The sequence below is a fragment of the Sodalis sp. RH16 genome (assembly GCF_047324245.1).
Lineage (GTDB): Bacteria > Pseudomonadota > Gammaproteobacteria > Enterobacterales > Enterobacteriaceae > Acerihabitans > Acerihabitans ligni.
The window spans coordinates 4,128,630-4,153,798 of sequence record NZ_CP178737.1 but is presented as its reverse complement, the minus strand read 5'-3'; the positions used below and the strand labels follow the sequence as shown (position 1 = coordinate 4,153,798).

General features: G+C 51.8%; 25 protein-coding genes. 13 read left to right on the top strand and 12 right to left on the bottom strand.

Annotated features, from left to right (window positions below; all coding sequences use genetic code 11):
* Positions 1-153 precede the first annotated feature (153 nt).
* Both ACL2XJ_RS19025 and ACL2XJ_RS19020 read right to left on the bottom strand, forming a co-directional pair.
* Positions 154-753 carry an NADPH-dependent F420 reductase gene (locus ACL2XJ_RS19025; protein ID WP_413724139.1) on the bottom strand — a complete coding sequence of 200 codons (600 nt, stop codon included), beginning with the start codon at positions 751-753 and terminating at the stop codon, positions 154-156.
* A 75-nt stretch (positions 754-828) separates the two neighbouring features.
* Positions 829-1,563 (bottom strand): SDR family NAD(P)-dependent oxidoreductase, encoded by a 735-nt coding sequence (locus ACL2XJ_RS19020; RefSeq protein ID WP_413724138.1) that lies wholly within the window; start codon positions 1,561-1,563, stop codon positions 829-831.
* A 123-nt stretch (positions 1,564-1,686) separates the two neighbouring features.
* Between ACL2XJ_RS19020 and ACL2XJ_RS19015 the strand changes: the two genes are divergently transcribed.
* Positions 1,687-2,262, top strand: coding sequence for a TetR/AcrR family transcriptional regulator (locus ACL2XJ_RS19015; protein WP_413724137.1), 576 nt, complete (start codon positions 1,687-1,689; stop codon positions 2,260-2,262).
* On the opposite strand, the gene ACL2XJ_RS19010 is transcribed toward ACL2XJ_RS19015, so the two are convergent.
* Positions 2,199-2,351, bottom strand: coding sequence for a hypothetical protein (locus ACL2XJ_RS19010; protein WP_413726924.1), 153 nt, complete (start codon positions 2,349-2,351; stop codon positions 2,199-2,201). The two genes, ACL2XJ_RS19015 and ACL2XJ_RS19010, sit on opposite strands and share 64 nt — an antisense overlap.
* A gap of 558 nt (positions 2,352-2,909) precedes the next feature.
* On the opposite strand from ACL2XJ_RS19010, the gene ACL2XJ_RS19005 reads away from it, so the two are divergent.
* From ACL2XJ_RS19005 to ACL2XJ_RS18975, 7 genes are all read left to right on the top strand, one after another.
* On the top strand, positions 2,910-3,656 hold the full coding sequence (locus tag ACL2XJ_RS19005; RefSeq protein WP_132922095.1) for a GntR family transcriptional regulator: 747 nt from the start codon (positions 2,910-2,912) through the stop codon (positions 3,654-3,656).
* Between the two features lie 72 nt (positions 3,657-3,728).
* Positions 3,729-4,202 carry a PTS sugar transporter subunit IIA gene (locus tag ACL2XJ_RS19000; protein WP_413726923.1) on the top strand — a complete coding sequence of 158 codons (474 nt, stop codon included), beginning with the start codon at positions 3,729-3,731 and terminating at the stop codon, positions 4,200-4,202.
* Positions 4,199-4,486 (top strand): PTS sugar transporter subunit IIB, encoded by a 288-nt coding sequence (locus ACL2XJ_RS18995; RefSeq protein ID WP_132922096.1) that lies wholly within the window; start codon positions 4,199-4,201, stop codon positions 4,484-4,486. Before ACL2XJ_RS19000 ends, ACL2XJ_RS18995 begins: the two co-directional genes overlap by 4 nt.
* 75 nt (positions 4,487-4,561) lie before the next feature.
* On the top strand, positions 4,562-5,920 hold the full coding sequence (locus tag ACL2XJ_RS18990) for a PTS galactitol transporter subunit IIC (RefSeq protein ID WP_413724136.1): 1,359 nt from the start codon (positions 4,562-4,564) through the stop codon (positions 5,918-5,920).
* On the top strand, positions 5,913-7,394 hold the full coding sequence (locus ACL2XJ_RS18985; protein WP_413724135.1) for an FGGY-family carbohydrate kinase: 1,482 nt from the start codon (positions 5,913-5,915) through the stop codon (positions 7,392-7,394). The genes ACL2XJ_RS18990 and ACL2XJ_RS18985 overlap by 8 nt, the downstream gene beginning before the upstream one ends.
* A gap of 144 nt (positions 7,395-7,538) precedes the next feature.
* Positions 7,539-8,399 carry a class II aldolase gene (locus tag ACL2XJ_RS18980; RefSeq protein ID WP_132922099.1) on the top strand — a complete coding sequence of 287 codons (861 nt, stop codon included), beginning with the start codon at positions 7,539-7,541 and terminating at the stop codon, positions 8,397-8,399.
* 26 nt (positions 8,400-8,425) lie between these two features.
* The gene (locus ACL2XJ_RS18975) at positions 8,426-8,695 is read left to right on the top strand and encodes an HPr family phosphocarrier protein (protein ID WP_132922100.1); all 270 of its coding nucleotides are present in this window, start codon (positions 8,426-8,428) and stop codon (positions 8,693-8,695) included.
* 456 nt (positions 8,696-9,151) lie between these two features.
* Here ACL2XJ_RS18975 and ACL2XJ_RS18970 read toward each other — a convergent pair whose 3' ends face one another.
* From ACL2XJ_RS18970 to ACL2XJ_RS18960, 3 genes are all read right to left on the bottom strand, one after another.
* Positions 9,152-9,502 (bottom strand): LysR substrate-binding domain-containing protein, encoded by a 351-nt coding sequence (locus ACL2XJ_RS18970; RefSeq protein WP_413724134.1) that lies wholly within the window; start codon positions 9,500-9,502, stop codon positions 9,152-9,154.
* A gap of 61 nt (positions 9,503-9,563) precedes the next feature.
* Positions 9,564-10,799 (bottom strand): MFS transporter, encoded by a 1,236-nt coding sequence (locus ACL2XJ_RS18965; protein WP_413724133.1) that lies wholly within the window; start codon positions 10,797-10,799, stop codon positions 9,564-9,566.
* 80 nt (positions 10,800-10,879) lie between these two features.
* A complete protein-coding gene (locus ACL2XJ_RS18960; RefSeq protein WP_413724132.1) occupies positions 10,880-11,845 on the bottom strand; it encodes a sugar phosphate isomerase/epimerase family protein in 966 nt (321 codons plus the stop codon).
* Positions 11,846-12,137: 292 nt separating this feature from the next.
* Between ACL2XJ_RS18960 and ACL2XJ_RS18955 the strand changes: the two genes are divergently transcribed.
* Positions 12,138-13,007 (top strand): SIS domain-containing protein, encoded by an 870-nt coding sequence (locus tag ACL2XJ_RS18955; RefSeq protein WP_413724131.1) that lies wholly within the window; start codon positions 12,138-12,140, stop codon positions 13,005-13,007.
* A 20-nt stretch (positions 13,008-13,027) separates the two neighbouring features.
* The gene (locus ACL2XJ_RS18950) at positions 13,028-13,939 is read left to right on the top strand and encodes a ribokinase (protein WP_413724130.1); all 912 of its coding nucleotides are present in this window, start codon (positions 13,028-13,030) and stop codon (positions 13,937-13,939) included.
* Between the two features lie 172 nt (positions 13,940-14,111).
* Here the strand turns inward: ACL2XJ_RS18950 and ACL2XJ_RS18945 are convergent, their stop codons facing one another.
* From ACL2XJ_RS18945 to ACL2XJ_RS18920, 6 genes are all read right to left on the bottom strand, one after another.
* A complete protein-coding gene (locus tag ACL2XJ_RS18945) occupies positions 14,112-15,071 on the bottom strand; it encodes an ABC transporter permease (protein WP_413726922.1) in 960 nt (319 codons plus the stop codon).
* 71 nt (positions 15,072-15,142) lie between these two features.
* Positions 15,143-16,147, bottom strand: coding sequence for an ABC transporter permease (locus tag ACL2XJ_RS18940; RefSeq protein ID WP_132922106.1), 1,005 nt, complete (start codon positions 16,145-16,147; stop codon positions 15,143-15,145).
* Positions 16,140-17,624, bottom strand: coding sequence for a sugar ABC transporter ATP-binding protein (locus ACL2XJ_RS18935; protein ID WP_413724129.1), 1,485 nt, complete (start codon positions 17,622-17,624; stop codon positions 16,140-16,142). Before ACL2XJ_RS18935 ends, ACL2XJ_RS18940 begins: the two co-directional genes overlap by 8 nt.
* 92 nt (positions 17,625-17,716) lie before the next feature.
* Positions 17,717-18,622, bottom strand: coding sequence for an autoinducer 2 ABC transporter substrate-binding protein (locus tag ACL2XJ_RS18930; protein ID WP_243701426.1), 906 nt, complete (start codon positions 18,620-18,622; stop codon positions 17,717-17,719).
* A 455-nt stretch (positions 18,623-19,077) separates the two neighbouring features.
* Positions 19,078-20,163, bottom strand: a complete 1,086-nt coding sequence (locus ACL2XJ_RS18925; RefSeq protein WP_413724128.1) for a DUF4432 family protein — start codon at positions 20,161-20,163, stop codon at positions 19,078-19,080.
* Between the two features lie 283 nt (positions 20,164-20,446).
* Entirely contained in the window at positions 20,447-21,307 is an 861-nt protein-coding gene (locus ACL2XJ_RS18920) for a MurR/RpiR family transcriptional regulator (protein ID WP_132922110.1), read from the bottom strand.
* Between the two features lie 239 nt (positions 21,308-21,546).
* On the opposite strand from ACL2XJ_RS18920, the gene ACL2XJ_RS18915 reads away from it, so the two are divergent.
* Genes ACL2XJ_RS18915 through ACL2XJ_RS18905 form a run of 3 tightly spaced genes read left to right on the top strand, consistent with a single transcriptional unit; the run spans position 21,547 to position 25,128 of the window.
* Positions 21,547-22,527 carry a sugar phosphate isomerase/epimerase family protein gene (locus ACL2XJ_RS18915; RefSeq protein ID WP_413724127.1) on the top strand — a complete coding sequence of 327 codons (981 nt, stop codon included), beginning with the start codon at positions 21,547-21,549 and terminating at the stop codon, positions 22,525-22,527.
* A 21-nt stretch (positions 22,528-22,548) separates the two neighbouring features.
* A complete protein-coding gene (locus tag ACL2XJ_RS18910) occupies positions 22,549-23,592 on the top strand; it encodes a substrate-binding domain-containing protein (RefSeq protein WP_413724126.1) in 1,044 nt (347 codons plus the stop codon).
* Between the two features lie 39 nt (positions 23,593-23,631).
* On the top strand, positions 23,632-25,128 hold the full coding sequence (locus ACL2XJ_RS18905; protein WP_413724125.1) for a sugar ABC transporter ATP-binding protein: 1,497 nt from the start codon (positions 23,632-23,634) through the stop codon (positions 25,126-25,128).
* Positions 25,129-25,169 lie beyond the last annotated feature (41 nt).

Here is a 25,169-nt window from a genome sequence, read left to right as displayed (position 1 = left end):
TCAATGCGATGCAGCGATTGGGTATCGCTCGTGCCCGCCCCGGTGGTGGCGGCGTGGTCGACTATCACGTAGAACCCACCGGGCTTCAGCCGTCCGTAGACGGCTCGATTGACGTGGGCCGCCGAGTCAGCCTCAACATTCTCTCGGCCCGGCTCAGTCGAACTTGACCAGATCCTTGAAGATCAGCCGACCCCATTCGTTTCCGCGTGCCTGCAAAAGCAGCCCACCTTCTGAAAGGCCGCCAAGTGTGATCGGCGCGAAACCGAGATTTTCCGCAAGCGCACCAATCTCCGCTGCGGCGCCGTCATCGTCGCTCGCCAGAAACACCACTCTCCTGCCACCGTGCACGGCCGGATCCTGGTCAAGTACGGCAGCGACCAGATGATTGAAGCCCTTGACCAGTTTTGCACCAGAGAAGGCCTGCGCAACGAACTTGGAAGAAGGCTGCCCCCCCAGTTCCTCAGGGGGCACGCCGTAGGCATTGGTCACGTCGACGATAGTCTTCCCCTGCCAGGTGGACAGCGCCTTTGCAACATCCTGATGCGACTCGAAACGGACAGCCAAAAAGACGATGTCCGCCTTGACCGCTTCCGCCAGTTTTTTAGGAATGACCGTCGGTCCAATCGCGGCCGCTACGGAAGCAAAGCTTTCGGGGTCGCGAGTCGTTGCAATGAATACTTCGATGCCCTTGCGGGCAAACGCCTTGGCAAGGCTCTGGCCGATATTGCCGAAGCCGATAATTGCGTAGCTCATATATTCTCCTTGGGGCACACCGCGCCCACCGGGCGCTACGAACGATCGAACGGAGCGCCCGGTGGGCGTAGTGCGTCAGAGTTGTGCCAGGCCGCCATCTACGGCGACTTCGCTGGCGGTCATGAAGCTGCTGTCCGACGACGCGAGAAAGGCGGCCACGGCCCCAATCTCTGCGGGATCGGCCATGCGCTGGAGCGGAGTCATCGCACCGTAGGCCTTCTGGCCCTCCTCGCCCAGCGCCGCCTTCGCCAGTTCGGTCGCCGTCGCGCCGGGCGACAGCACGTTGACCCGGATGCCGGTGCCCTTGAGGTCCTCCGCCCAGGTCCGCGCGAGGTTGCGCACTGCCGCCTTGCTCGCGCTGTAGGCAGTGAATTCCGGAGCGCCCGTGGTGCCGGCGCTCGATCCGGTCAGGATGATCGAGCCGCCCTGCCCCATCAGCGGCAGCGCCTTCTGGACTGTGAAGATCGTACCCTTCACATTGGTGTCAAAGGTTTCGTCAATGTGCTCGGCGGTGATCTTGCCGAGCGCAAGCGGGCTTCCCGCCCCGGCATTGGCGAAGACGATGTCGAGGGTTCCGCGTTCGGCCTTCACCGCCGCGTAGAGACGGTCGAGGTCGGCCTCATCCGAGACCGACCCCTTCACCGCGCGGGCATTGGGTCCGAGCTCGGCCACAGCGGCGTCGAGCGCTTCCTGCCGGCGGCCGTAGATAAAGACGAAAGCGCCCTCCTCGATGAAGCGCTTTGCCGCTGCGCGGCCGATGCCGGTAGCGCCACCGGTGATCACGGCGGTCTTTCCTTTCAGTCTTGTCATATCAAGAACCCTTTCATTAGAGTTGCACGGCAGCTGGAGAAATGCCGCCAGGTGATGTAATATGTGGATCACCGATCCACATATTTAATATATGGAACACTGATCCGTTTGTCAAGATGCCCTATGCGAGCCGATGCCAAAAAAAATTACAGCCACCTTCTTGCAGTCGCGCGTGATGCCGTCGCCGAGCATGGTGCCGATGTGTCCATGCGAGATATTGCTCGCCGAGCCGACGTTGGATTGGCCACACTGTTTCGCCATTTCCCGACGCGGGAAGCCTTGTTCGACGCGTTGCTGCGTACGAATCTCGACGCACTAACGCATAAGGCAAGCGAGCTCGAAACGTCGAATCCCCCTGACGAAGCGCTCGTGTCCTGGTTTCGCGAAGGGGTGACGTTCGTCCAAAGCTATAGCGGCGTAGTCGCCTTGATGGCGAGCGCACACGCAGACCCGGAGTCCGCGCTCTACGCTACATGTGCAGCGGTGCACTCAGCTGGGGCGCGCCTATTGTTCCGTGCTCAGACCGAGGGAACGGCGCGCGCCGATATGGATGGGACCGACCTGTTCGCCCTTATGTCGGCGCTCGCCTGGATCGCCGACCAATCCGGTTTCGCGCCGCGGGCCGATCATCTATTTCACATGATCGCGAACACCATCCTGACAAATCGGCCGGACAACGATGTCACGAAGGCGAAGTAAAGACGTAAAAGAGTGCAGATCGTGCCAGGCTGCAGCCAGGGATTGTCCTGCTTGTATTCGGCCAATGCCGTAACTTTGTCAGCCGACAGGCATAGCGCTTCTTGACGGGGACGATTGAAGCGTCCCCCCTGCCTGGCGGCACCCGTCTCTGGTATCTTAAGTATCGTATTAATGGCAAAGAATCCCGTCTCGGTTTAGGCGCTTATCCGCTGATATTCCCCCGGTGATTGGTCATCTACCGGTGACGGAACTGAAAACCTGACATTTCACCGCTCTGCCGAATCTGTTTTCCGTTCCGGCGAACTGCTTTTTGCCCGCTGGCGCGCGATTGATTTCAAAAACAAAATCTTGGCCATCCCCGCCACTCGCGACGCCATCGCGGGTGCCCGTTATTGCTGGTTAGGATCACTGCACGTAAAGTGATTTAGCCTGCGCCCCCATCGTAAGCCAGTTTGGCTTCGTAGCCGCCAGCATTCTCGGGAGCGCTGTCTTTTATATTAATGTGACTTACATCACTTTTATTTGATCATAATCCAGTCCCTGAAAATGTGACTCCTCTCGATCACATCATTCGCCGTTATGCATATTATAGTCGGGAAGTTGTACATAATTGTCTATAGACAACTCAGGATGTTCAGGTGCGCGCCATGAAATCACTCAGTAAGAATTCCCAGATCCCACTCTATCAGCAGGTGGCGGAGTGGATAAGAGAGAGTATCTACACCGGGGAGTTGGTGGAGGATGACCGTATTCCCTCCGAATTCCAGATTATGGACATGCTGGAAGTCAGCCGGGGCACCGTAAAGAAAGCGGTCGCCCAGTTGGTTAAAGCAGGGACGCTGGTTCAGGTTCAGGGAAAAGGCACCTTTGTCAAAAAGGAGAATATTGCTTACCCTCTGGGTGAAGGATTATTGTCGTTTGCCGAATCCCTTGAAAGTCAAAAAATTAACTTCAGCACCAGCGTGGTAACGTCACGTATTGAACCGGCCAACCGGTTTGTCGCTGAGAAGCTGCAAATAAAACCGGGGCAGGACATTTTATATCTTGAACGCCTGCGCTCTATTGGCGATGAAAAAGCCATGCTGATTGAGAACCGCATTAATATTGAGCTTTGTCCGGGTATTACTGACGTGGATTTTAACAAGGAGAATTTGTTTCCAACAATTGAGCGTCTTTCTCAGAAAAAAATCCGCTATTCGGAAAGCCGCTACGCGGCGCGGTTAATTGGTAATGAGCGGGGGCATTTTCTGGATATTAGCGACGAAGCGCCGGTATTACATTTGGAGCAGCTGGTTTTTTTCTCCCGCACATTGCCGGTTGAGTTCGGTAATGTCTGGCTGAAAGGTAATAAATACTACCTGGGCACCATCCTGCAACGCCGGGATGTGAGTTGAGGCCGTTTTGACAATTCCCCGGTTGTTATCAAACCTGGAAATCGTAGAGTTAACGTGATTAGCGAGGAATTTATGCAGGGGATTGAATTCAAATCCGAGTACGTGCAACACCTCCCGGCGGGTATGAGTGTCGATGCGCTCATCCGCCAACTGGCGCAGCCGTTGATTGCAGACGGGCAGGTGGCCGAGGATTTTGCCGACCATGTCCTGGGGCGCGAGCAGATATTTCCTACCGGTCTGCCTACCGAGCCGGTTGGTGTAGCGATACCACATACCGATCACCGTCATGTGCGCCGCAACGCCTTTGGCCTCGGTGTTCTGCTGGAACCGGTGATCTTCGCTGATATGGGTGGTGAGCCGGATCCAGTGCCGGTACGCGTTGTTTTCTTACTGGCGCTGAGTGAAAGTAACAAGCAACTTAATGTGCTGGGCTGGATAATGGATCTGATTCAGGATGGCGGGTTTATGCAGCAATTACTCGACATGAGTAATGAACAAATTCACCAGGCTATTTTTGATAAATTGAATGAACGAGGTGAAATATGAGCCAGACTATTTTATTTGTATGCGCCACCGGCATCGCGACGTCCACTGCCGTTGCCGAAAAAGTAATGGAATACTGCAAGGAACAAGGATTGGATGTTAATTATTCACAAACGAATGTCGCCTCTCTGCCAAGCAATACCGAGGGCGCAGCTATCGTGGTATCCACCACGAAAGTCCCGTATGAACTGGATATTCCGGTCGTTAATGGCCTGCCTATAATTACGGGTATCGGCGAGGATAAGGTGCTGGAAAAAATAGTATCGATCCTGAAAGCTCAAAAATAATTTATTTAACCCAATCCGATAAATTTATACAGGCGCTAACGCGAGGTCCCGTTACGTCTGAAGCAGGGGTTTGCCATGAATGAAATAGCCCATACCCTATATACAGTAGTGCAATACATTCTGGGTTTCGGCCCGACCGTATTATTGCCGCTGGTACTGTTTATCCTCGCTCTGTTCTTTAGAGTAAAGCCGGCCAAAGCGCTGCGTTCATCCCTCACCGTCGGTATCGGTTTTGTGGGGATATATGCCATTTTCGATATTCTGACCAGCAATGTGGGGCCCGCGGCTCAGGCCATGGTGGAACGCACCGGTATCAATCTGCCGGTGGTGGATCTGGGTTGGCCGCCGCTGTCGGCCATTACCTGGGGGTCGCCGATTGCGCCTTTCGTGATCCCCCTGACCATCCTGATTAACGTTGCGTTATTGGCGTTGAACAAGACGCGCACCGTCGATGTGGATATGTGGAACTACTGGCACTTCGCCTTGGCCGGCACTCTGGTGTACTACAGTACCGGCAGCTTTGTGTTAGGTCTGTTGGCCGCCGGCATCGCCGCGGTGGTGGTACTCAAACTGGCGGACTGGTCGGCGCCGATGGTGCAGAAGTACTTCGGTCTGGAGGGGATTTCGTTGCCGACGCTTTCCTCGGTGGTATTCTTCCCCGTCGGGCTGCTGGTGGACAAAATTATCGAAAAAATCCCGGGAATTAACCGTATTCATATCGACCCGGAGTCCGTTCAGAAGAAACTCGGCATTTTCGGTGAGCCGATGATGGTGGGCACCATCCTGGGCGTACTACTGGGCGTTATCGCCGGCTATGATTTCAAGCATATCTTGTTACTGGGTATCAGTATCGGCGGTGTGATGTTTATCCTGCCACGTATGGTGCGCATCCTGATGGAAGGCCTGCTGCCGCTTTCGGAGGCCATCAAAAAATACCTTAATGCCAAATATCCTGGGCGCGATGATTTATACATCGGGCTGGATATCGCGGTAGCGGTGGGTAATCCGGCGATTATCTCAACGGCGCTGTTGCTGACGCCTATTTCGGTTTTCATCGCTTTTGTGCTGCCGGGGAATAAAGTATTGCCGCTCGGGGATTTGGCGAATCTGGCGGTCATGGCATCAATGATAGCCCTGGCCTGCCGCGGCAATATCTTCCGTACCCTGTTGGGAGCGATTCCGGTCATTGCCGCCGATTTGTGGATAGCCACCAAGATTGCGCCGTTTATCACCCACATGGCGAAAGACGTCAACTTTAAATTCGCCGAAGGGTCGAGCGGACAGGTTTCCAGTTTCCTGGATGGCGGCAATCCCTTCCGTTTCTGGCTGCTTGAGATATTTAACGGCAACATCATCGCCATAGGGTTGGTACCGGTAATCGGCCTGGTGCTGTATGGTGTGTTCCGTCTGACCAGGGGAACCGTATATGCCTGATCGCAGCGCGGCTATCGTCATTGATATCGGTACCACCAATTGTAAAGTCACCTGCTTTTCCTGCCAGGATGCCTCGCGGCTGGGAGCCAGAAAATTTGCCACTCCCAAACTGATATCGGCGCAGGGCGCGGTTGATTTTGATGTCGACCAGCTATGGCTGGAGGTTATGGCGGCAATGTCCGGCCTGGCGGCGGAATCACCGCTGCCGGTGGCGCGCATCAGTATTGCCAGCTTTGGTGAATCGGGTGTGTTCATTGATGATAAGGGAGAAATCCTGACGCCGATGCTGGCCTGGTATGACCGTCGTGGCGAAGAATATCTGGCGGCGTTGAGCGAGGCGGAGAGCGAAAGGCTCTATGCCATCAGCGGATTGCCGCCGCACAGTAATTACTCCGCGTTCAAAATGCGCTGGTTGATGGATCGCTATCAATTGCATGACCGGAAAGACCTTTGCTGGCTGCATGCCCCTGAATTACTGCTATGGCGGCTTACCGGGCAAAGACGCACCGATATCACGCTTGCCAGCCGCACACTGTGTCTTGATGTCCGCCAGAGTACCTGGTCACGGGAAGCAGCCGACATTCTCAAGCTGCCGTTCGCCGCATTTGCGCCGCTGCTGACGCCGGGCGAGAATGCGGGTCGGGTCACCGGCGAACTGGGTGACAGATTAGGCTTTAGCGGACCCGTCGGCGTCACGCTGGCCGGACACGACCATATGGCGGGCGCCCGGGCCTTGCAAATGAGGACGGGAGAAGTATTGAACTCAACGGGAACCACGGAAGGCATTCTGCTGCTCAACTCCCGGCCTACGTTGGGCATACAGGCGAGCCGGGACAAGCTTGCCAACGGCCGTTATTCGTTACCGGGTCTTTATACCCTGTTTGCCTCTTTGCCGGTCGGCGGTTTTGCCTTGGAGTGGCTAAGCAAAACCTTTCGATTTACCTTCGCCGAAATCGAGGCCGCACTGCAACGCGGTTATCAGCATTACCTGGAGGAGGAGTGGACGTTTGAGGATATTCCGGTCTTTATTCCCCACCTGCGCGGCTCGGGATCGCCGCATAAGAACCGCCATACCCGGGGGCTGCTGTACGGTCTGGGCGACAGCCTGACTATAGATACGCTGATCGCCGGCATTTCGCTGGGACTGGCGATGGAATTTGCCAACTGCTTTGCCTGCTTTAACGTCCCCGCCGGGCAAGCGCTGAAAGTGATCGGCCCGGCCACAGGTAATCCTCTCTGGCTGCAACTTAAGGCGGATATTTTGCAACGCCCGGTGGACACCATAGCTTTTGATGAGGCCGTTTCGGTCGGGGCGCTGCTTACCGCCTGCCCGGCGTTGACGCCGCCGGAAGTGACCGTCGCCGCCCGTTATAGTCCGGATGCGCGTCGATATCAGGCGTTGCAACGTTTTCAAATACGCTGGCGGGCGTTTTATCGATTCAAACTTCAGCAAGAAGGAGTTATTGCTCAATAGGCTAAGCCGGCGCGGGATGTTTCCGCCCAATGCATAAATAAAATAATGCCTTCATTGCCGCATTATTTTATGAGCCGTTGAAAAAATCCGAGTTAGTTAATCTATTTCTTTTTTATATTAGCAACTATAACCGAGGAAAATACTATGCCATTAGTTAATGGAAAGATCCTGCTCGACCGTATTCGCGAAAAGAAAGTGCTTGCCGGCGCTTTTAATACCACCAATCTTGAAACCACCATTTCAATCCTGAATGCTATTGAACGCTCCGGATTACCGAATTTTATTCAGATAGCACCAACCAATGCCCAATTGTCGGGTTATGATTACATCTATGAGATTGTTAAGCGGCATGCCGCTAAAATGGATGTTCCGATAAGTTTGCATCTCGATCATGGTAAATCGCTGGACGATGTGAAACAAGCGGTGCGCGCCGGTTTCACCTCGGTGATGATTGACGGCGCGGCGTTTTCATTTGAGGAAAATATTGCTTTTACCCGTGAAGCGGTCGATTTTTGTAAATCATTCGGTATCCCTGTTGAAGCGGAACTGGGGGCTATTCTTGGCAAAGAAGACGATCACGTCAGCGAAGCCGATTGCAAAACCGAGCCTGAAAAGGTAAAGACGTTCGTCGAGCAAACGGGTTGCGACCTGCTTGCGGTCTCGGTGGGCAACGTCCACGGTCTGGAAGATATTCCCCGCATTGACATACCATTGCTCCAGCGCATTGCCGCGGTATCCCCGGTGCCGCTGGTTATTCATGGCGGTTCGGGCATCCATGAGGATATCCTGCGCAGCTTCGTCAACTACAATGTTGTCAAAGTAAATATCGCCAGCGACTTGCGAAAGGCCTTTATAACATCAGTAGGTAAAGCCTATGTTGATAATAACAATGAGGCTAACCTGGCCCGCGTAATGGCGCGCGCAAAATCCGCGGTTGAAGAGGATGTCTACGGCAAAATTTTGATGATGAATAAAGGTCATCGTTATATTCGTAAAGCATCTTAAGGTGCACCTAAACAATCTGAGGGCGTATGATCAGGCAAAGCGTAAAAGTCATAAACAGTACGGGATTACATGCCCGGCCGGCTGCTTGTTTAGCCAAAATAGTAAAAAAATATAATTCATCGCTTATTCTGATAAACAACGGGAAGGAAATCCCGATTAAAGGGATGATGAGTATATTAGGCTCCGGCGTGAAAGGAAATACCACCATTGATTTGCTGTGCGACGGTCAGGATGAGCATGAGTTGATGGATGAACTTAAAACGGAATTTGCCCGTGGCTTCGGTGAAAAAGATTAGTTATTTCAAGCTTCAATTTATCTTGATACCACCACTGCCGCATCTTCAACAAACCTGCCTCAGCGCAGGTTTGTTATATATTCTTTTTTGTATCCAAAATTTCTGCAGACACGGACTGGATGCTCCCTAAATATATTATAAATTTATCAACATGCTACGGACATTGCGATTATGGGTTATGCAGGGGTACGGTAAGGATTCCGCATAACAGAGCCAAACGTTTTATCGAGCTCCGGTGATAAATAGAGATGCAGCGCTTGCATGGCTCAGCGGCAATCACGTGGTCGCCGCACCGATCGTAGGAGCGCTCCAAACCAAGCATATTGATGGCGCGATAGCGGCGCTCTCCATCACTCTGACTGATGATGAGGCGAAGATGCTGCAAACGCCTTAACCCCCTCGCCTGGACCACCAAGAAATATCTGTACCGGCTCTAAACTATATACGCACAATATACTACGCCTCGAATTCCGCAAGGGACTCTAATGGAATATGTAACCTCTCATCATGTGCGAATGTCTCCAGCAAATGCTCAACCGTTACGCGTACCCTGGCAGCCGGCAATGCACGATGCGGATACTGTATTACCATTTTATAATCGCCCGGATGGTGATACTGACGGAGGACCAGCTTGAGTTCGCCGCTGCGTAAATATGGCCATGCATGGTGGATTCCCACTTCGGCAATCCCCATGCCGAGCAATGCAGCGTTAATCTGGGCTTCTGGAGAGGACAGCGTTATACCAGCGCTGCGAGGCTCAAAAGAGAAGATATGTCCATCATGGTTGCGAAATAGCCAAGGCGACAACCGTCCTCCCAGAAAACGGCCTCGCTCTCAGGCCGGTCTTTATGACAGAACAGTGGCGTGGTTAAACCGTTTTGTTGTTCAGCAGCACCACATGCTCGACTTCTTGCGGCGTTTTCAGGAATGGGGTCAGGACGGCGCTGAGTATATAAAGCCCAGCGTAAATCGCCAGTACCCCGCCCGCCCCCAACGGCGCATAAAATATACCGACGATGGCGGGAGCCAGAAAGGCTCCAAGACCGGCGCCCAGATTCAGTACCGACATCGCTGCCCCTTTATTATCCGGCGCCAGCAGCGGGAATAGCGCGGAAAGCGGCACATATCCCGCCATGGTCACGCCACATAGGCACAGCACAAACGTCATGAGGTAAAAATTATGCCCGGCAAGCTGCGGCGTTAGCCAAACCAGCATCAACACAATCGCGTAGCAGACGCCGCCTATCCACATAATAGTGTTGCGCCAGCCGAATTTGTCGCCAAAAAAGCCGAAAAACAAATTGGCAAAGATAGCCACCATAAACACAGCCGACCACATATGCAGCCATTCTGTCTTTGAGTAGCCGAACCCGGCGAGATAGATCGGCAAGAATACTGCCAGCCCATATTGGGCAATACCGTTTATGGACTTTACCACCAGACCGGTGGCAATTCTTGGACGTTTTAATATCGTTATGCAGGTCATTAATTCGGCTAGCGAAAAGGGGTGGATTTCATCGGCGGGAACCCTATCTTTATTGACGTAAATCGCCAGGACAGATCCGATAACCACAAAGATAGCCCCCGACCAAAGAACGTTTATCTCGCCCATCACCGGGAGTGCCAAAGAAGAATAGAACGGCCCTACAACACTCAAACCCAACGAAAACGTAAACCAAAACCAACCTACCGCAGTGGAGCGTTTTTCAAGGGGGGAGCTGTAGTTAATCCATATCAAAAATGAATAGGCAAACAAGGGATAGCCAAATCCGCGGATGGCATAAAACGGCAGCATAATATGCATATTCAGCATGGGCATGCCTAGACCGATGAATCCAATACTACCTACGACAAAGGCCAATAAACCGGCCAACATTATTTTTCTCGGTCCTAGGGTCTGAACCAACACACCAGATAGCCAGGCTGCCAGCGTCACCGTCACACCATAGAATGTCATCAAGAACGAAGCATCGGAAACGTGCAGGCCTTTTTCCACAAGATAAAGGGAGAGCCATGCCTGCTCTACCCCGTCCCCGACCATAAAAAGGGTGAGACCGATATAGCCCCACAATAAGTTTCTGGGTAATCCAATTTTATCTAACATGTTGCCTCCGGACATTACTACAGCAATGCCTAATGAAAGATTATGGAAATAGAGAGATATCTATCAAACCTAAGCTTTTATTACAGCGATGTTTTTTTTGTAATGAGAGACAAAAGCAAGCTTTGGATTTTAATGGCATCCTGGGACTTGATAATTGAATCTATTTCATTCATAGATACGGAATCTATATAATCTGACAATATCTTATACATTTTGATATTTTGTTCACACTCTCTCACCGGGTCTTCCCGCTTGGGGAAAGTGTCAAAATAAACCAGTCCATCAAATTTATATTTTTTCGCATAATAGATATATTCAAGAGTCTGTAGAAGATGTACGGTACCGAGCATTAACCCATCATCAAAATGACCATAGCCATCATTCAAATGGAAGCCCACCAGCCTATTACGCTGCGCGGAAAGAAACAGTGAGTATGCCGGGTTCTCCTTTTTCATGATCATATGGCAGAAATCAAGGGTAATACCGAGATTTTTTTGCCCAACATCATCCAACAACATCAGGGTAGAACAGACATCGCCTATTAACGAAAAAGTACGTGGTTCATAGGGCTTATATTCAAAACTAAAGGTCATGTCGGGGTTTTCTGAGGTGATCCGTTTAAAAGCATCCACCGTATTGGCATAGGCGCGTTCATAATCCAATTGGAATGGATAATCGAAACCATCGTTGGCAAACCATAAGGTCACCGTGTCACCACCCAGTTCTCGACACACGTTAACCGCATCAAGAGTGGTTTGTATCGCTTTTTCCCTTAACTCCGCGTCTGGGTTGGCGAACTCTCCATCATTGAAATCTTTTTGGAAGCGAAGCGCAATTCCGCCCACTTTCAATGAAGATTCTTCAATAGCGTTTTTTATTTCAGCGATATCATTTTGTAAGAAATGTTCAGGATAGTTCAATTCAACATGAGTCAAACCTTTAACGGAAGACATCCGTTTGATGAGGCCCACTGTATCAATTTTGTTTGTATCAAAAAAAAGCTCCGGACGGGCTTTAAATGAATTAATCCGGGATGAAAATTTCATGAAAAATTCCTTCTTGCTTGTTAATAATGTCGTTATTTATAGGTGATAGAGGGGTCTTTTCAAAACAAAAAAATCATGAACACTTAAAGTTTTTTTACAGGCGTTATAGAGCCTAAAAAATTTCACTATGAGTAAAATAAAAAATTAAAAAAATGAGTTTAACCACTATAAATGTGATATGCATAACACTTTATCAACTTGCAAACATGATATTTTGATAGCAATAGTGCGTAAATCAAATTTTGAGTAATATTTTTAGCCGCGCTCTTCTAAAAACAAGGTAACAATACGTATGCATCAGAGCTTAAAAGGAAGGGAAATAATACTCTACGCTAAAACCCTTGCGCCTACCTTGGGCAAAAAAGAGCGGTCAATTGCGCATTTTATCGAGAATAATCCCGATGTCATTTCGACAATGCGCATCAATGAAGTCTCGAAATTTCTCAAGGTGAGTATTGCTAGCATTACTAAAGTTTCAAAAAAATTAGGTTGTAGCGGTTTTCATGAGCTAAAAAACTCCATTAGCGAAATCAGCGCCTCAGATCAAGACAGTCTACAGCAAGATTTTCATATTTCTGCGCGCTATGAAGACATACTGGAACGTACTTTCTTGAATTCAATTCTGGCGCTCCAGGAATCATTGACTCTCATTAATTCTGAAGTATTTAATCAGGTCGCCTTACTATTAATAAATTTCAACGAAAATAATAAGATTATCCTGGCTGGGTGCGGTGGTTCAAGATCTATCTGTGATGATTTCCACCATAAGCTTCTTAAGATAGGCATTTTTTCAAACGTTTATTACGATTCTCATATGCAGCAAATGTCTGCTTCATTAATGAAACCGGGGGATATACTCTTTGCTGTCTCCCATTCAGGGAAAACGGCGGATGTCATCAATATGCTGAAAACGGCGCGTGAAAATGGTGCTGACACGGTTTCAATTACAAATTATTTCAATAGTCCGGTCACTCAAGTGTCAGATTATGCGATTATTTCATCGGTTAAAAATAATCCCATTACCGGAGAAAATGCTTCTACCCGTATTGTCCATCTTAATATCCTGGATGCTCTTTTTACCATTCTGGCTAACGAACGCGGTCAAAAAAGCCAGGATAGTTTACAAAAAACACGTGATTCAGTGCAATCGAAACGAATTTGAAAATAGTTTGGGGAAATATTATGAAAACTGACGTACTGGTGGTCGGAAGTTTAAACTTCGATATTCTGATTAAACAGTCAAGGCTTCCCTTTATCGGAGAGACCTTTAATGGCGAGGACCTTTATCAGATGCCGGGCGGTAAAGGGGGGAATCAGGCGGTACAATGCGCTCGCCTAGGGCTAAATGTCAGGATGGTGGGTTGCGTTGGTGAGGATTTGTTCGGTCAGGAGTTAATCAAATCCCTAGTGGAGAATCATATATCCTGCTTTGATATCAAACAATGCGGCGCCTCTGGCTTGGGACTGGTACAAATACTGCAGGACGGGAATTATTGCAGTACCATCATCAAAGGTGCCAACTATCACCTGGACGTCAGAGATATCAAGGATGATTTTTTCGCCGACGCTCCGCTAGTCATCCTGCAATCTGAAATCCCCGAGAATGTGGTGAAAAAAGTCGTTGACCGGGCCCGACACCATAACTGCATTATCTTATTGAATAATGCCCCCGCCAGGTTTATTGAAGACGAGATGCTAAGTAAGGTCGATTTCCTGGTGATAAACGAAACAGAAGCGTCGTTTATGCTCGGTTATCAAGTCAATACTCCTGAGGATGCCTTTAAGGCAGCGGCAACGTTAAAGGGCCGAGTGCGGAAATCCGTTATCATCACCCTCGGCGAAAAAGGATCGGTTGTCATTTCAGATGAGGTAAACAGCCATTTCCCGGCGATCAAATGCGATAACGTGGTGGATGCCACAGGGGCCGGTGATTCGTATATCGGCGCGTTGGGCTATGGCATTATCAAAAACTTGCCGTTGGCCGAGTCTATTCGCTTTGCGTCGGAAGTCAGCGCTTATTCTGTGCAAAATTACGGTGGACAGGGTTCTTTCCCCACCCTGGAAAAACTACAGGCGTTTCCCGAATACTCTTGAAGATGATGCCCAAGGGCCGGGGCATCAGTTGCTCGATAACCGGTGTCCATACCGTTCTCGGCGCCGCATGCTCCGGCGGGGCTTAGCAAAGCCACTTATCGGCGGCCGGCGGGCCGAACATTTTTTGGTCTGCCGGAACGTCGGGGAAACCGTGTTCAAAATAGGGAAGGCGCTACGTTTTGGCGACCTTGCTCGACGTCTTTGATCTTGCGGATATCCAGTCCTTTAAGACGACGCTACCGGAAACGAGGATCAGGATGGCCCCCCATAATGCCAGAGTGATGAACTGACTGAGATCCAGCAGGATTGACGCGGTGGACATCAATTGCAGTATCACCAGCGACAGGATTACGCCGCTAACTTTGCCGAAGCCACCCAGCGGATCAACACCGCCAAGCACGGCGGCCAGAATGGCAATCAGCAAATAACTCTCCCCGTAAGAGGCATTGGCCGAATTGAAGCGCGCCATCATGATGACCCCCGCGACGCCGGACAAGAGCGCAGAAAGCAAATACACCCAGACCAGGCTGCGACGCGTGTCGATACCGGAATATCGGGTGGCTCGCTCGTTTGAGCCGATCATGGCGATAGCGCTGCCCAGCGGGGTCTTGTTGACGAAAATACTCAGAGGGATGACGACAATGACAAAAATGATCAGTGCGATAGGTACGCCCAACAGGCTTCCATTGCCGATAAACACCACCGGCTCTGGAAAACCGGTAATGACATTGCCATGGCTGAAACCGATGGCAAGACCCTTCACCGCGGTCATGGTGCCAAGGGTAGCCAGCATGGGCGGAACCCGCAAATAGGCTACCAACACCCCGTTGAGCAAACCCACCAGCGCGGCCAGTAATAATCCCACAAATAATGCCCCTGCCTGGATCAACCCCCAGACGACACCATGAGTTCCCGGGATCCAGGACGTGAGCATGTAGGCTATCACCAGCGCACATAGGTTCGCCGTCGCAATGATGGACAGGTCAATGCCGCCCGAGAGCATCGGAATCATCATGGCCAGGGCCAGGAATCCCAGTTCGGGGAGCTGAAAGGCCATGGACCTCAGCCCGGCGGGGCCGAACAGCTTGCCCCCCTCCAGAATGCCAAGTCCAACCACCATCAGCGCCAGCATGATAATCAGGCGTGAGTTGGTGGCGCCCACCCGGTTCTGGATATTGCCATAAAGAGTGCTTTTACCTTGCGTCATGCTACTGCTCCCGGTTCAACGATCTTGTTGTGGCGCTTCTTGGTTTCCATTGCCATCATGATCATGGCCGCGATAATGACCAGTCCGGTGCTAAACAGCGACCAGTAAGACGAGACGCCAAGCAGAATCAAGCCATTTTGCAAAATGGCGATCAGCGCCAACCCCAATAGGGTTCCCAGCACCGTGCCTCTCCCGCCGATAAGGCTCGCGCCGCCTATCACAACCGCCGCGACCACGTCCAGCTCACGCCCCACCAGGGCGGTAGGCGACACCGATTGCACCAATTGCGCCTGCGCCAATGACGCAACTCCCGCCAGCGCGCCCATATAGCCATACACCAGCATATTGAGCCTGTAGACGTTGAAGCCGACGCGCTGGGCCGCGTCCGGATTGCCTCCCATTGCGTAGATCTGACGGCCGATATTACTTCTGTTGAGCAGCAGCCAGGTCGCCAGAAAAGCCAGGACCAGGGCGATGATTTGTAAATTCACCGCATAGGTATCGCCATTCGGATCGGTATGGAAGACAAACTCAAAGCCCGCATTGAACCAGTCCGGTAAGGCGAAAATGTCTGCTCCGCCGGTCACGGTCAACAAGATGCCGAAGAATACATTCAAGGTGGCGATGGTAATGATCATCGCCGACGTCCTCAGCGAGTTCACCAGCAGACCATTGATCAAACCCAGCGCAACGCCCAGACCGATGGCGATGGCAAATACCCCGGTCCAGCCTATCCCGTAATGATTAGCTGCGGTAAGCGCCGCGAACTGCGCAATGGACGCCGATGCGGTAAATGACAAATCAATTCCGCCGGTGATAATGACGACCAGCAGGCCCGCCGCGAGTATACCGATAAATGCCGTGGCTCCCAGGACATCCACCAGATTTTGCAACGTGGCGAATTCAGGGGAATGCACTGACAGGAAGAGCGCCATGAGTACCACGACGATCAGCAGACGGCATTCATGCGTATGCACGAAACGCTGGATAAATTCACGCATTTAGGGCCTCTTTCAATTCTTTTTCCGAGCAGCGTCCGGGAATATATTCACCATACATTCTACCCAAGCGCATCACGAGCACCCGATCGCTGTGGTAGTACACTTCCGGAATTTCGTCTGAAATCATGATGATCGCAATGCCGCGTGCGGCAAGGTTTCGGACCACCTGATAGATACCGTCTTTGGCGGAGATATCCACGCCCACGGTGGGGCTGTCAAGAATCAATAGATTGGGATGGGTAGCCAGCCACTTGGCGAGCACCACGCGTTGTTGATTGCCCCCGGAAAGGGTTTTCACCTTATTCTCCGGATTTCCCGCCTTGATGGACAGTTCATCTATCCCATGCAGCACGGTAGCGCTGTACAAATCATCCCGGATCAGACCCGCCTTATTTACCAGCGATTCCACCACAGACAGAGTGATGTTTGCGCTGATGGACTGCTCCAGAACCAATCCCAGCGACAGTCGGTCTTCCGGTAAATAAGCGATCCCCCGCTCAATGGCGTCACGATTGGAACGCATATTCGCCGACTCGCCGTTTATCACTATCTCTCCGCGATCGGGGCACGTCATGCCGAACAGCGACAGTGCCAACTCTGTGCGCCCGGATCCCAGCAGTCCGGTCAGGCCGAGGATTTCCCCGCGCCGGACATCCAGATTGATGTCCTCATATTCGCCGGCGCGCGAGAGACCCCGCACTTCAATGACCGTCTCCGTATCCGGCCGGTCTTTTGCTTCGCACTGGTAGCTGAATTCCTTGCCCGTCATCAGGGTCGCAAGCTTACGGTCTGACATTTCCCCGGCATCGTAGGTACCGAGTTTCACGCCATCACGCATCACGGTCACACGATCGGCGATTTCCAGGACTTCATCGAGCCGATGGCTGACGAACACAATAGTGATGCCGCGTTTCTTCAACTGTAGCGTCAGCAGCAGTAGCGCATCCACCTCATGTCGCGTAAGCGACGAGGTAGGTTCATCCATTATGACCAGACGAGCGTCCGCGGCCATGGCCCGGCAAATAGCCACCAGCTGGCGCTGGGCAATGGAGATATCGGCCACTTTGTCATTGAGACGCAGCGAGACGCCTATGCTTTGCATGGCGTCGGCTGCAAGCCCCGTGATTTTTTTCCAGTTAACCTGTTTGAACCCGCCCCCGTGCAGGCCAATAGCGATATTTTCGGCCACGGTCAGGTTGGGAAACAGGGAAAGATCCTGATAAATCACCTGAACGCCAAGACGGGTGCTCTCTACCGGCGTCAAATGGTCGATTTGATTTCCATCTATCGTGATTACCCCACCCGGCTCCGGTTGGTAAACGCCAGACATAATCTTGATAAGCGTCGACTTGCCGCATCCGTTTTGCCCGCAAAGGCAATGGACCTCGCCTTTTTCCAGTCGGAGGCTCATATTCGAGAGCGCATGAACGCCGCCAAAGATTTTTGATATTCCATCGAGTTGTAAAAAGACTGACATCGAGATACCCCGGTTGTGATTATTTAGGGCACAGGGAGGGTGGCTTGATCCCATGAAACCAAGCCGCCCTCAATGCTTGCAAGACTTACCGGCTAGAGTCCGAGCTTGATGAGATCGTTGATATTGTCTTTGGTGATAAGCAGGATGCGATCAACCATCACCACATGATTGGCGCTATCGACGGTGGCCTTGCCCAGGCCGGGTACCGTCATACCGGTTTCAAACTTGGTATTGTCCAGCGCCAGGCGCGCGACGGCGGTCATTGCCAGCCCGGCCTCCTTCGGGCTCCAGAGGAAGCCTTCCCGAATCACGCCAGACATGATGTAAGCCTTCGCCTGGGATGGGATCGTCGTGCCCACCAGCGCAATCTTCTTTTCGAGGTGGCGTCTCTTCAGTACGTTGCCCACGCCAATCGGTCCATTGGAACCCATGGACATAATACCGGTTACGTTCGGATAAGCCTTGAGTATATCCTGTGTAACGCGTTCGGATTCATCGATAAAGTCGGCGCCCGGGAACCTGTCGGCGGCCAGCTTCATGTTGGGATAATGGGCTTTCTGGTAAGCGATGGCGGCATCAGCCCATTGATTGTGGCCGGTGGTGGTCAGGGTGCCGACGAGAATGACATAATCACCCTTCTCGCCCATTTCCCGGGCCAGCGCCTTCATTTGGGCTTCGCCGTAGGCTTGTGCGCTCATGAGCTCGACGTCCCAGGTCTTGCCGGGCTGGTTCGGCCCCTCTTGGGTAATCACCATGATCCCGGCATCGCGGGCGCGCTGCACCACCTGAGCGGTGACATTGGTGTCAAGGGGAACCAGACCGATCACGTCGACTTTTTTAGCAATCAAATCTTCGATAAGCTTGACCTGCTGAGCCGGGTCGGCTCTGGCAGGCCCTACCATGGATGTTTTAAGATTGAACTGCTTGCCGCCTTCTTCCAACCCTTGATTGAGAATATTGAACCATGGAACGCCAGCTTCCTTGACCACGGTAACCATTGTCTTAGTCTCAGCGGCAGATGCGAAACCCGGCCAGCCGATACCCCCTGCCGTAGAGATCAGTACAGAAATGCTCATTAACGTAATAAACATGCGGCGATTCATTTTGATACCCCTTATTTATCATTGATATACTGGCGCATCGTACTGTTTAGCATATAAGACCTGCGAGACGGCGCTGCCAACAAACCAAGGCAACCAGCCACGCTTACTATCAGTGCCGTAGAAATAGCTAAACATTAAGTAATTCACGTAATTTTAGAAATTAGTAAACATAAAAGGTGCTATGGCTAATCTAAAGCACCTCTTATCGGCATCTGGAACAAACCGCATGAATTGTCCCTGCTGCAAAATCGACTTTACTAGAAAAAATAGTAAAGTAAATTTTATTGCTCACAAAAGTGCCCATATTTGATTCAGCTCACAACTCGGTTTTGTCATCACGGCAAAACCTCTTATAGAGAAGCCCGGATAATAGACTCTTCCATTGCGGACTCTGCCGCACTTAAATAACCGAGCTTAATGCTGAATCCTGCGCTTTCGCCGCCGGCCAGCGAACGTACATTGCCGAACTGTTTTTCTGCGTAGTATCCCTCCACCCCGCAGGTGGCGGGCATCGCGAAGGCACAGACTTTCTGCTTGTTGTTGGCCAGAATCCACCGGACGAGGTGCGAAAAATCTTCAGCGTCGTATTTCACCGCAAAGGCATCGCCCCCGGGCCGGCGCAGCATGACATGAACGAGCCCGTCCGCGGCTTTCTTCAGGTTTTTCAGATAGAAGACCAGCTCTGGATCGAAGCCCAGGCCAGGATCAATCACTTCGGTCGCACAGGGATCTTCCTTCATCCTGGCAAGCCGCGCCAGGTACTCGTCGTTGGCTTGCACTATGGCCGGCACTGAGGTTCTTACCACCGTGTCGGCACGGTCAAAGCTGGTCGGCTGGATGATCCGGCCGCCTTCCACGAAGGCGAAGTTGGCGTGGCACATGTACATCAAATCCATCGCATCCAAAGCGAGATTCTCCACCTCCATTTTAATCTCGAAGATCGCTTTATCAGGCCGAATCACCACGCGAGGACGGGCCATATAGTGATCACCGAAACCCATAAGGTATTCGCGCTCCCCCACCACCGCCATCCACGGCCCTTCAATGTCCTCTCCCATCTCGATACCCGCCCGATCCATCGGCGCCAGCGGCATTTCACCATGTAAAGGATGGCGGTCGTGCTCCCCCGGATTGCCGTTATGCAACAGCCCCGAATGGTACATGAAGCAGCCGTAGGTGCCGACGATATCGTCGGCCTGACGCGGGGTTTTGAAGCGGCTTGACATGGTGAGATCGACGCCATCGAACATGGCTTGCCAAATCATTTGGCCATAGTATGGCAAGACCACCAGATGCCCCCGGCGGTTTTTCAACCGAACCGCTTCAATGCCGGATTCATAGCGGAACAATTCGGCGCTTAACCCTTCCGTGTTGACGATTTCATGCGGGCAATGGTTGAAAAACGTTTTCTTGAGCCTGATTGCAGCGTGCTTCATCGGAGCCTCCTGTGTAGGTCAGATTTGATGTTTCTTTACTGATTAAACATGAACAGTAAATCTTCCACCTAAATCTCACAACAAACACGGCGCCGTTGATCCTGCGTAAAATTCGAAAATGAGAGTTGCGACACGCTTGAATTCTTTGCAAGCATGGCGTTACTTTTCTGGAAAGGCTGCAAGAGGAAAATTATGGCTGTTGAAATCTATCACTGCCGGTGGGGTTGACAGAGCCGATTCCAGTTCGAAAGGATGACATGCGGGCTTTGATGATTGGAAAGCCTTATTTTCTTTTGTGGGCTACCGCCATCATGGTACGACTGAGCTGAAGCTCCGCCAGCGCGTAGTCACGCTGGGCGACGACAACGAACAAGGCATCCAGAATATTGAGTTGCGCCACACGAGCGGCGGCGTTTTCTCCTGTCAAGGGAGAGCCCCGCGCCGTGGAACACAAAACCGTGTCCGCCAGGCCGGCCAGGGGTGACTCTGAATAGTTGGTGATAGCGATGACGGGTACATCGTTGGCTTGGGCGGCCTTGACCGCTTCAATGAGGTTTTGGGTCTGGCCGGAATGGGAAATGGCTAATACGACATCTTTCTCGCCCAGCAACGATGCCGACATCAGCATCATGTGAGGATCGTCATAAACGGTTGCGCGTACGCCAATGCGAAGAAATTTGTGTACAGCGTCCCGGGCTATTTGCGCCGATCCGCCGAAACCATAAAAATCACGCTGCTGCGCTTTGGCCAACAGGTCGGCAGCACGCACAAAAGCGTCCATGTCAAGAATCGCTAAGGTTTCTTCCAGCGCCTGCGCGGAGGTTCGAAATACCTTGGTGACGATTTCCCTTGCCGTATCCGTGGGAGAGAGTTCCTGGTGCATCTCGGTAATAGGCAATCGGTTGTATTCGGCGGCCTTGCTGCGCAGTTCACGAAACCCGGCAAATCCGAGTTTTTTTGCCGTCTTAACCACCATTGCTTCTGACATCTCGCAGAGACCGGCGATATCTTTCAACGCGACGTGTTCATCGAAACCGCTCGACAGTACCGCGTTGACCAATTTCGCTTCCAAGGGGGTCAGCACCGAAACCATATCACGCAAGCGGGGACCAATGGCGCTTGCATCATCGATGGGATTGACCATGAAGCCCTGTTTCCTTAGCAAACTTTATTGATTCGTAAACATATCATGCCCAAAAGCACGGTGCTATGGGATTTAACGGCAGAACGGCTGCCGGAATTTTGTGAATCACCTCTTATTTATAAACAATAGTTCTGCCCTGTCTTGCCCGGCCGGAAACCCGGTGCTAGTTTGATTATCTAATTCACTAGATAATGTAAAATAGAAAAGTACAACACGTACGTAACCCAAGGGGAACCGTCATGACAGGACTGAAGTTTGCTACACGTTTAAACTCATTTGCCGCCAAAGCTTCCGCCTACTGGCCAGACCTGAAGGGTAAACCCACGGTGATGCAGATGGTGGAAAGAGCCTCTAAAGTCAAAGGATTGACCCATCTTGACCTTAACTATCCACAACATATCGGTTCTGATTTAAAGGCCCAAAGGCAGCAAATCGAAGACTCGGGACTGGTGGTCAACGGCATGGCGATGCGCTATGACAAGCCTGAATATAAAATTGGCGCCTTTACCAATCCCGATGAAAAAGTGAGGCGCGACGCCATTGAGCTTACCAAACGCGGCATCGATGCGGGCCGCGAATTCGGCACCAAACTGATGACTATCTGGCTGGGCCAGGACGGGTTTGATTACAGCTTTCAGGCCGACTACAAAAAAATGTGGGAACAGGCGGTAAGCGCCGTGCGGGAAGTGGCCGACTATGCGCCGGATTGCGACATCAGTATTGAATATAAACCGAATGAACCCCGTTCCTTTAGCATTTTCCCCAACGTGGCCACCTGCCTGCTGGCGATTGCCGAGGCCGGAAACGCCAATCTGGGCATTACCCTCGACTTCGCCCATGTCCTGTACGCTGATGAAATCCCCGCCTTCGCCGCCGGCATGGTGGCGCGCCGTTCCCGCATTCTGGGCTTGCACCTGAATGACGGTTACGGCAAACGCGATGACGGTCTGATGGTGGCTTCGGTCAATCCCCGCGCCACGCTGGAACTATTGTGGCAGCTCCAACGCGACGGATTTAACGGCGCCTATTATTTCGATACCTTCCCGGATGCCAGCGGCCTTGACCCGGTACGGGAATGTGAACTCAATATTTCGACGGTGAAACAGCTGTTGGAAATGTCAGACAAGCTGCTCGGGCACGACGGGTTGCAGGCCGGCATCGAACGCCAGGATGCGGTGACGACGCAACGCATCGTGAACGACATCATGCTCGCAAAATAATTAAAAAGAAGGAGTTCTATAATGAATAAAATCCTCTCTACCCTTATTGCCGCTTCAGTGTTCAGTTCGTCTCTACTCCATGCGGCGGATTTACCTCCGCTTCAGTCCGATACCGAACCCAATCGCATCGACTGGACTCAGTTGGATGCCAAATTCGGCCCGGTGCCCAAAGCCGGCCCGGATTTGAAAATCGGCGGCGTGTCGAAAACCTTGACCAACGAATACTGGCGTACCCTGGGCAAAGGGTACGCCAATGCCGCTAAACAGTACGGCGTTACCGTGGTGTATCAAGCCGCGGCCAATGAAGACGATCAGATGGGTCAATTGGCCATCGCGGAAACTTTGATTACACAGGGTTTTAAAGGGCTGCTGGTTTCACCGCAAACCGACGCCAACCTGGAGCCTGCCGTAGAAGAAGCGAAGTCAAAAGGCATCACGGTGATAAACGTTAACGATGCCGTCATGCCCGGTGCGGTTCACTATGTCGGTAATGTCCAAAAAGACAACGGCGTCCGCGTCGCCCAGTGGTTTATCAAAAATCGCCCGCAGGGCGGCAAAGTGGCGGTGATCGAAGGCCAACCTGGGGTATATGCGGCGCGCCAGCGTACGCAGGGTTTTCGTGAAACCATCGAAGCCGATAAAAAATTCCAGGTGGTGGCCAGCGTGCCGGCGAACTGGAGCCGTGAAACCGCCTACAACAATGCCGCGACCATTCTGCAACAGCATCCCGATCTGATTGGTTTCTATTCCAATAATGACGATATGGCCCTGGGCGTGGTGGAAGCGGTGCATGCCGCCGGCCTGACGAATAAGGTCGCGGTCTTCGGCACCGACGGTATTTCCGATGCCTATGCGTCCATTCTGCGCGGAGAACTCACCGGTACGGTAGACAGTTTTCCTGAACTGACGGGCGAAGTGGCGATGAACGTTGCCCTGCGCGTTATCGGCGGACAGCCGCTTCCCCGCGTGGTTTCAACGCCGCAGGCGATTATTACCAAAGACAACGCCCAGCAATTCAAAACGGCGAACCGGGATCAACTGATAAAACTGCTGCAACAAAACTAAGCAACCGCACGGGCACGGAGAGGGTTATGGGGAGGGGTTATGGAAATTAATCGTCTGGAAATGCGTAACGTGACCAAAGTCTACGGTAGCGTTACGGTACTGGAAGGCGTCAATCTTGCGGTGAAGGCCGGCGAGGTTCATGCCCTGATAGGAGAGAACGGCGCGGGGAAATCCACCCTCCTTAATGTTTTGTTCGGCATAACGGAAGCCAATGCCGGCGAAGTGGCGCTGGATGGCGAGGCGGTGACCATAAAAAACCCGCTGTCCGCCCGTAAGGCCGGTATCGCTATGATTCATCAGGAATTGCAGCACGTTCCGGAACTCTCCGTGGCGCAAAACATGTTTCTCGGCCGCCCCTTGACCAAACAAAAGGGGCTCTTTGTGGATAAAAAGGCGCAGTACGAAAAGGCCATACTCATCCTCAAGCGTTTGGATACCACCATTGATCCCAATGTGCCGATCAAGACCTTGAAAGTGGCGCAACAGCAAATCGTCGAAATCGGCCGGGCGCTGTTGGATGATGCCAAAATCATCGCAATGGACGAACCCACATCAAGTCTGACGCCCACCGAATTCGAACGCTTGGCGGAGCTGATCCTGGATCTCAAGAAGATGGGTGTATCCATCATTTATGTATCGCATAAAATGGATGAAATCTTCCGGGTCTGCGATCGGGCCACTATCCTGCGCGACGGCAAGCAGGTGGGCGTGGTGAATATCGCGCACGAGACCGAAGAGACGATAGTCACCAGGATGGTGGGCCGGAAGATCGACAAAATAAAGCACAATACGTTTTCCACCGGCAACGAAATATTGCGGGTGGAAAACCTGGGCAGAATTCCCGTGGTCAAGCCCACCAGTTTTTCCGTTTCCGCCGGTGAGGTCCTGGGTATTACCGGTTTGGTGGGCGCGGGCAGGACCGAACTGTTACGCCTCATCGCGGGTTTGGACAATAAAACCAGCGGCAAGGTGTATATCAAGGGCCATGAGATTAAGCCTCATAATATCAAGTCCACTATCCGGGCGGGTATCGGTCTGGTTCCGGAGGACAGAAAGAAAGAAGGGATCATCAAAGAAAGATCGGTGGCGGTAAACATGGCGCTGCCCTCCATGAGGCAATTCACTCAGCAAGGTTTGATTAACGGCAAAAAATTAAAGGATGTGGCATTCGGCGTCATGTCCAACTTAAACCTCAGGCCGCTGGATATTGAAAGATTTATCGGCACATTAAGCGGCGGTAACCAGCAAAAGGTGATTATCGGCAGATGGGTGGCGGCGAATACCGAGGTATTTTTATTCGATGAACCCACCCGGGGGATCGATATCGGCGCTAAATCGGAAATATATAATCTGATTGAAAAACTGGCGCGTGAAGGTAAAGCCATTATTGTGGTGTCCTCTGAAATGCCTGAAGTCATGCGAATTTCAGATCGCGTCCTGGTCATCAAAGGCGGAAAGATCACCGCCCAACTCACCGGCAATGAAATCACTGAAGATAACATTGCCCAATATGCTATCAGCAGCACGGTGAATTAAATATTTATCAAAACATAATAAATTGATATCTTGAGGCTAAG

Bases quoted from the DNA above. Each gene is read 5' to 3' on its own strand.
- ACL2XJ_RS19025 (WP_413724139.1), bottom strand. From the start codon at position 753: ATGAGCTACGCAATTATCGGCTTCGGCAATATCGGCCAGAGCCTTGCC.
- ACL2XJ_RS19020 (WP_413724138.1), bottom strand. From the start codon at position 1,563: ATGACAAGACTGAAAGGAAAGACCGCCGTGATCACCGGTGGCGCTACC.
- ACL2XJ_RS19015 (WP_413724137.1), top strand. From the start codon at position 1,687: ATGCGAGCCGATGCCAAAAAAAATTACAGCCACCTTCTTGCAGTCGCG.
- ACL2XJ_RS19005 (WP_132922095.1), top strand. From the start codon at position 2,910: ATGAAATCACTCAGTAAGAATTCCCAGATCCCACTCTATCAGCAGGTG.
- ACL2XJ_RS19000 (WP_413726923.1), top strand. From the start codon at position 3,729: ATGCAGGGGATTGAATTCAAATCCGAGTACGTGCAACACCTCCCGGCG.
- ACL2XJ_RS18995 (WP_132922096.1), top strand. From the start codon at position 4,199: ATGAGCCAGACTATTTTATTTGTATGCGCCACCGGCATCGCGACGTCC.
- ACL2XJ_RS18990 (WP_413724136.1), top strand. From the start codon at position 4,562: ATGAATGAAATAGCCCATACCCTATATACAGTAGTGCAATACATTCTG.
- ACL2XJ_RS18985 (WP_413724135.1), top strand. From the start codon at position 5,913: ATGCCTGATCGCAGCGCGGCTATCGTCATTGATATCGGTACCACCAAT.
- ACL2XJ_RS18980 (WP_132922099.1), top strand. From the start codon at position 7,539: ATGCCATTAGTTAATGGAAAGATCCTGCTCGACCGTATTCGCGAAAAG.
- ACL2XJ_RS18975 (WP_132922100.1), top strand. From the start codon at position 8,426: ATGATCAGGCAAAGCGTAAAAGTCATAAACAGTACGGGATTACATGCC.
- ACL2XJ_RS18965 (WP_413724133.1), bottom strand. From the start codon at position 10,799: ATGTTAGATAAAATTGGATTACCCAGAAACTTATTGTGGGGCTATATC.
- ACL2XJ_RS18960 (WP_413724132.1), bottom strand. From the start codon at position 11,845: ATGAAATTTTCATCCCGGATTAATTCATTTAAAGCCCGTCCGGAGCTT.
- ACL2XJ_RS18955 (WP_413724131.1), top strand. From the start codon at position 12,138: ATGCATCAGAGCTTAAAAGGAAGGGAAATAATACTCTACGCTAAAACC.
- ACL2XJ_RS18950 (WP_413724130.1), top strand. From the start codon at position 13,028: ATGAAAACTGACGTACTGGTGGTCGGAAGTTTAAACTTCGATATTCTG.
- ACL2XJ_RS18945 (WP_413726922.1), bottom strand. From the start codon at position 15,071: ATGCTGGCGCTGATGGTGGTTGGACTTGGCATTCTGGAGGGGGGCAAG.
- ACL2XJ_RS18940 (WP_132922106.1), bottom strand. From the start codon at position 16,147: ATGCGTGAATTTATCCAGCGTTTCGTGCATACGCATGAATGCCGTCTG.
- ACL2XJ_RS18935 (WP_413724129.1), bottom strand. From the start codon at position 17,624: ATGTCAGTCTTTTTACAACTCGATGGAATATCAAAAATCTTTGGCGGC.
- ACL2XJ_RS18930 (WP_243701426.1), bottom strand. From the start codon at position 18,622: ATGGTTACCGTGGTCAAGGAAGCTGGCGTTCCATGGTTCAATATTCTC.
- ACL2XJ_RS18925 (WP_413724128.1), bottom strand. From the start codon at position 20,163: ATGAAGCACGCTGCAATCAGGCTCAAGAAAACGTTTTTCAACCATTGC.
- ACL2XJ_RS18920 (WP_132922110.1), bottom strand. From the start codon at position 21,307: ATGGTCAATCCCATCGATGATGCAAGCGCCATTGGTCCCCGCTTGCGT.
- ACL2XJ_RS18915 (WP_413724127.1), top strand. From the start codon at position 21,547: ATGACAGGACTGAAGTTTGCTACACGTTTAAACTCATTTGCCGCCAAA.
- ACL2XJ_RS18910 (WP_413724126.1), top strand. From the start codon at position 22,549: ATGAATAAAATCCTCTCTACCCTTATTGCCGCTTCAGTGTTCAGTTCG.
- ACL2XJ_RS18905 (WP_413724125.1), top strand. From the start codon at position 23,632: ATGGAAATTAATCGTCTGGAAATGCGTAACGTGACCAAAGTCTACGGT.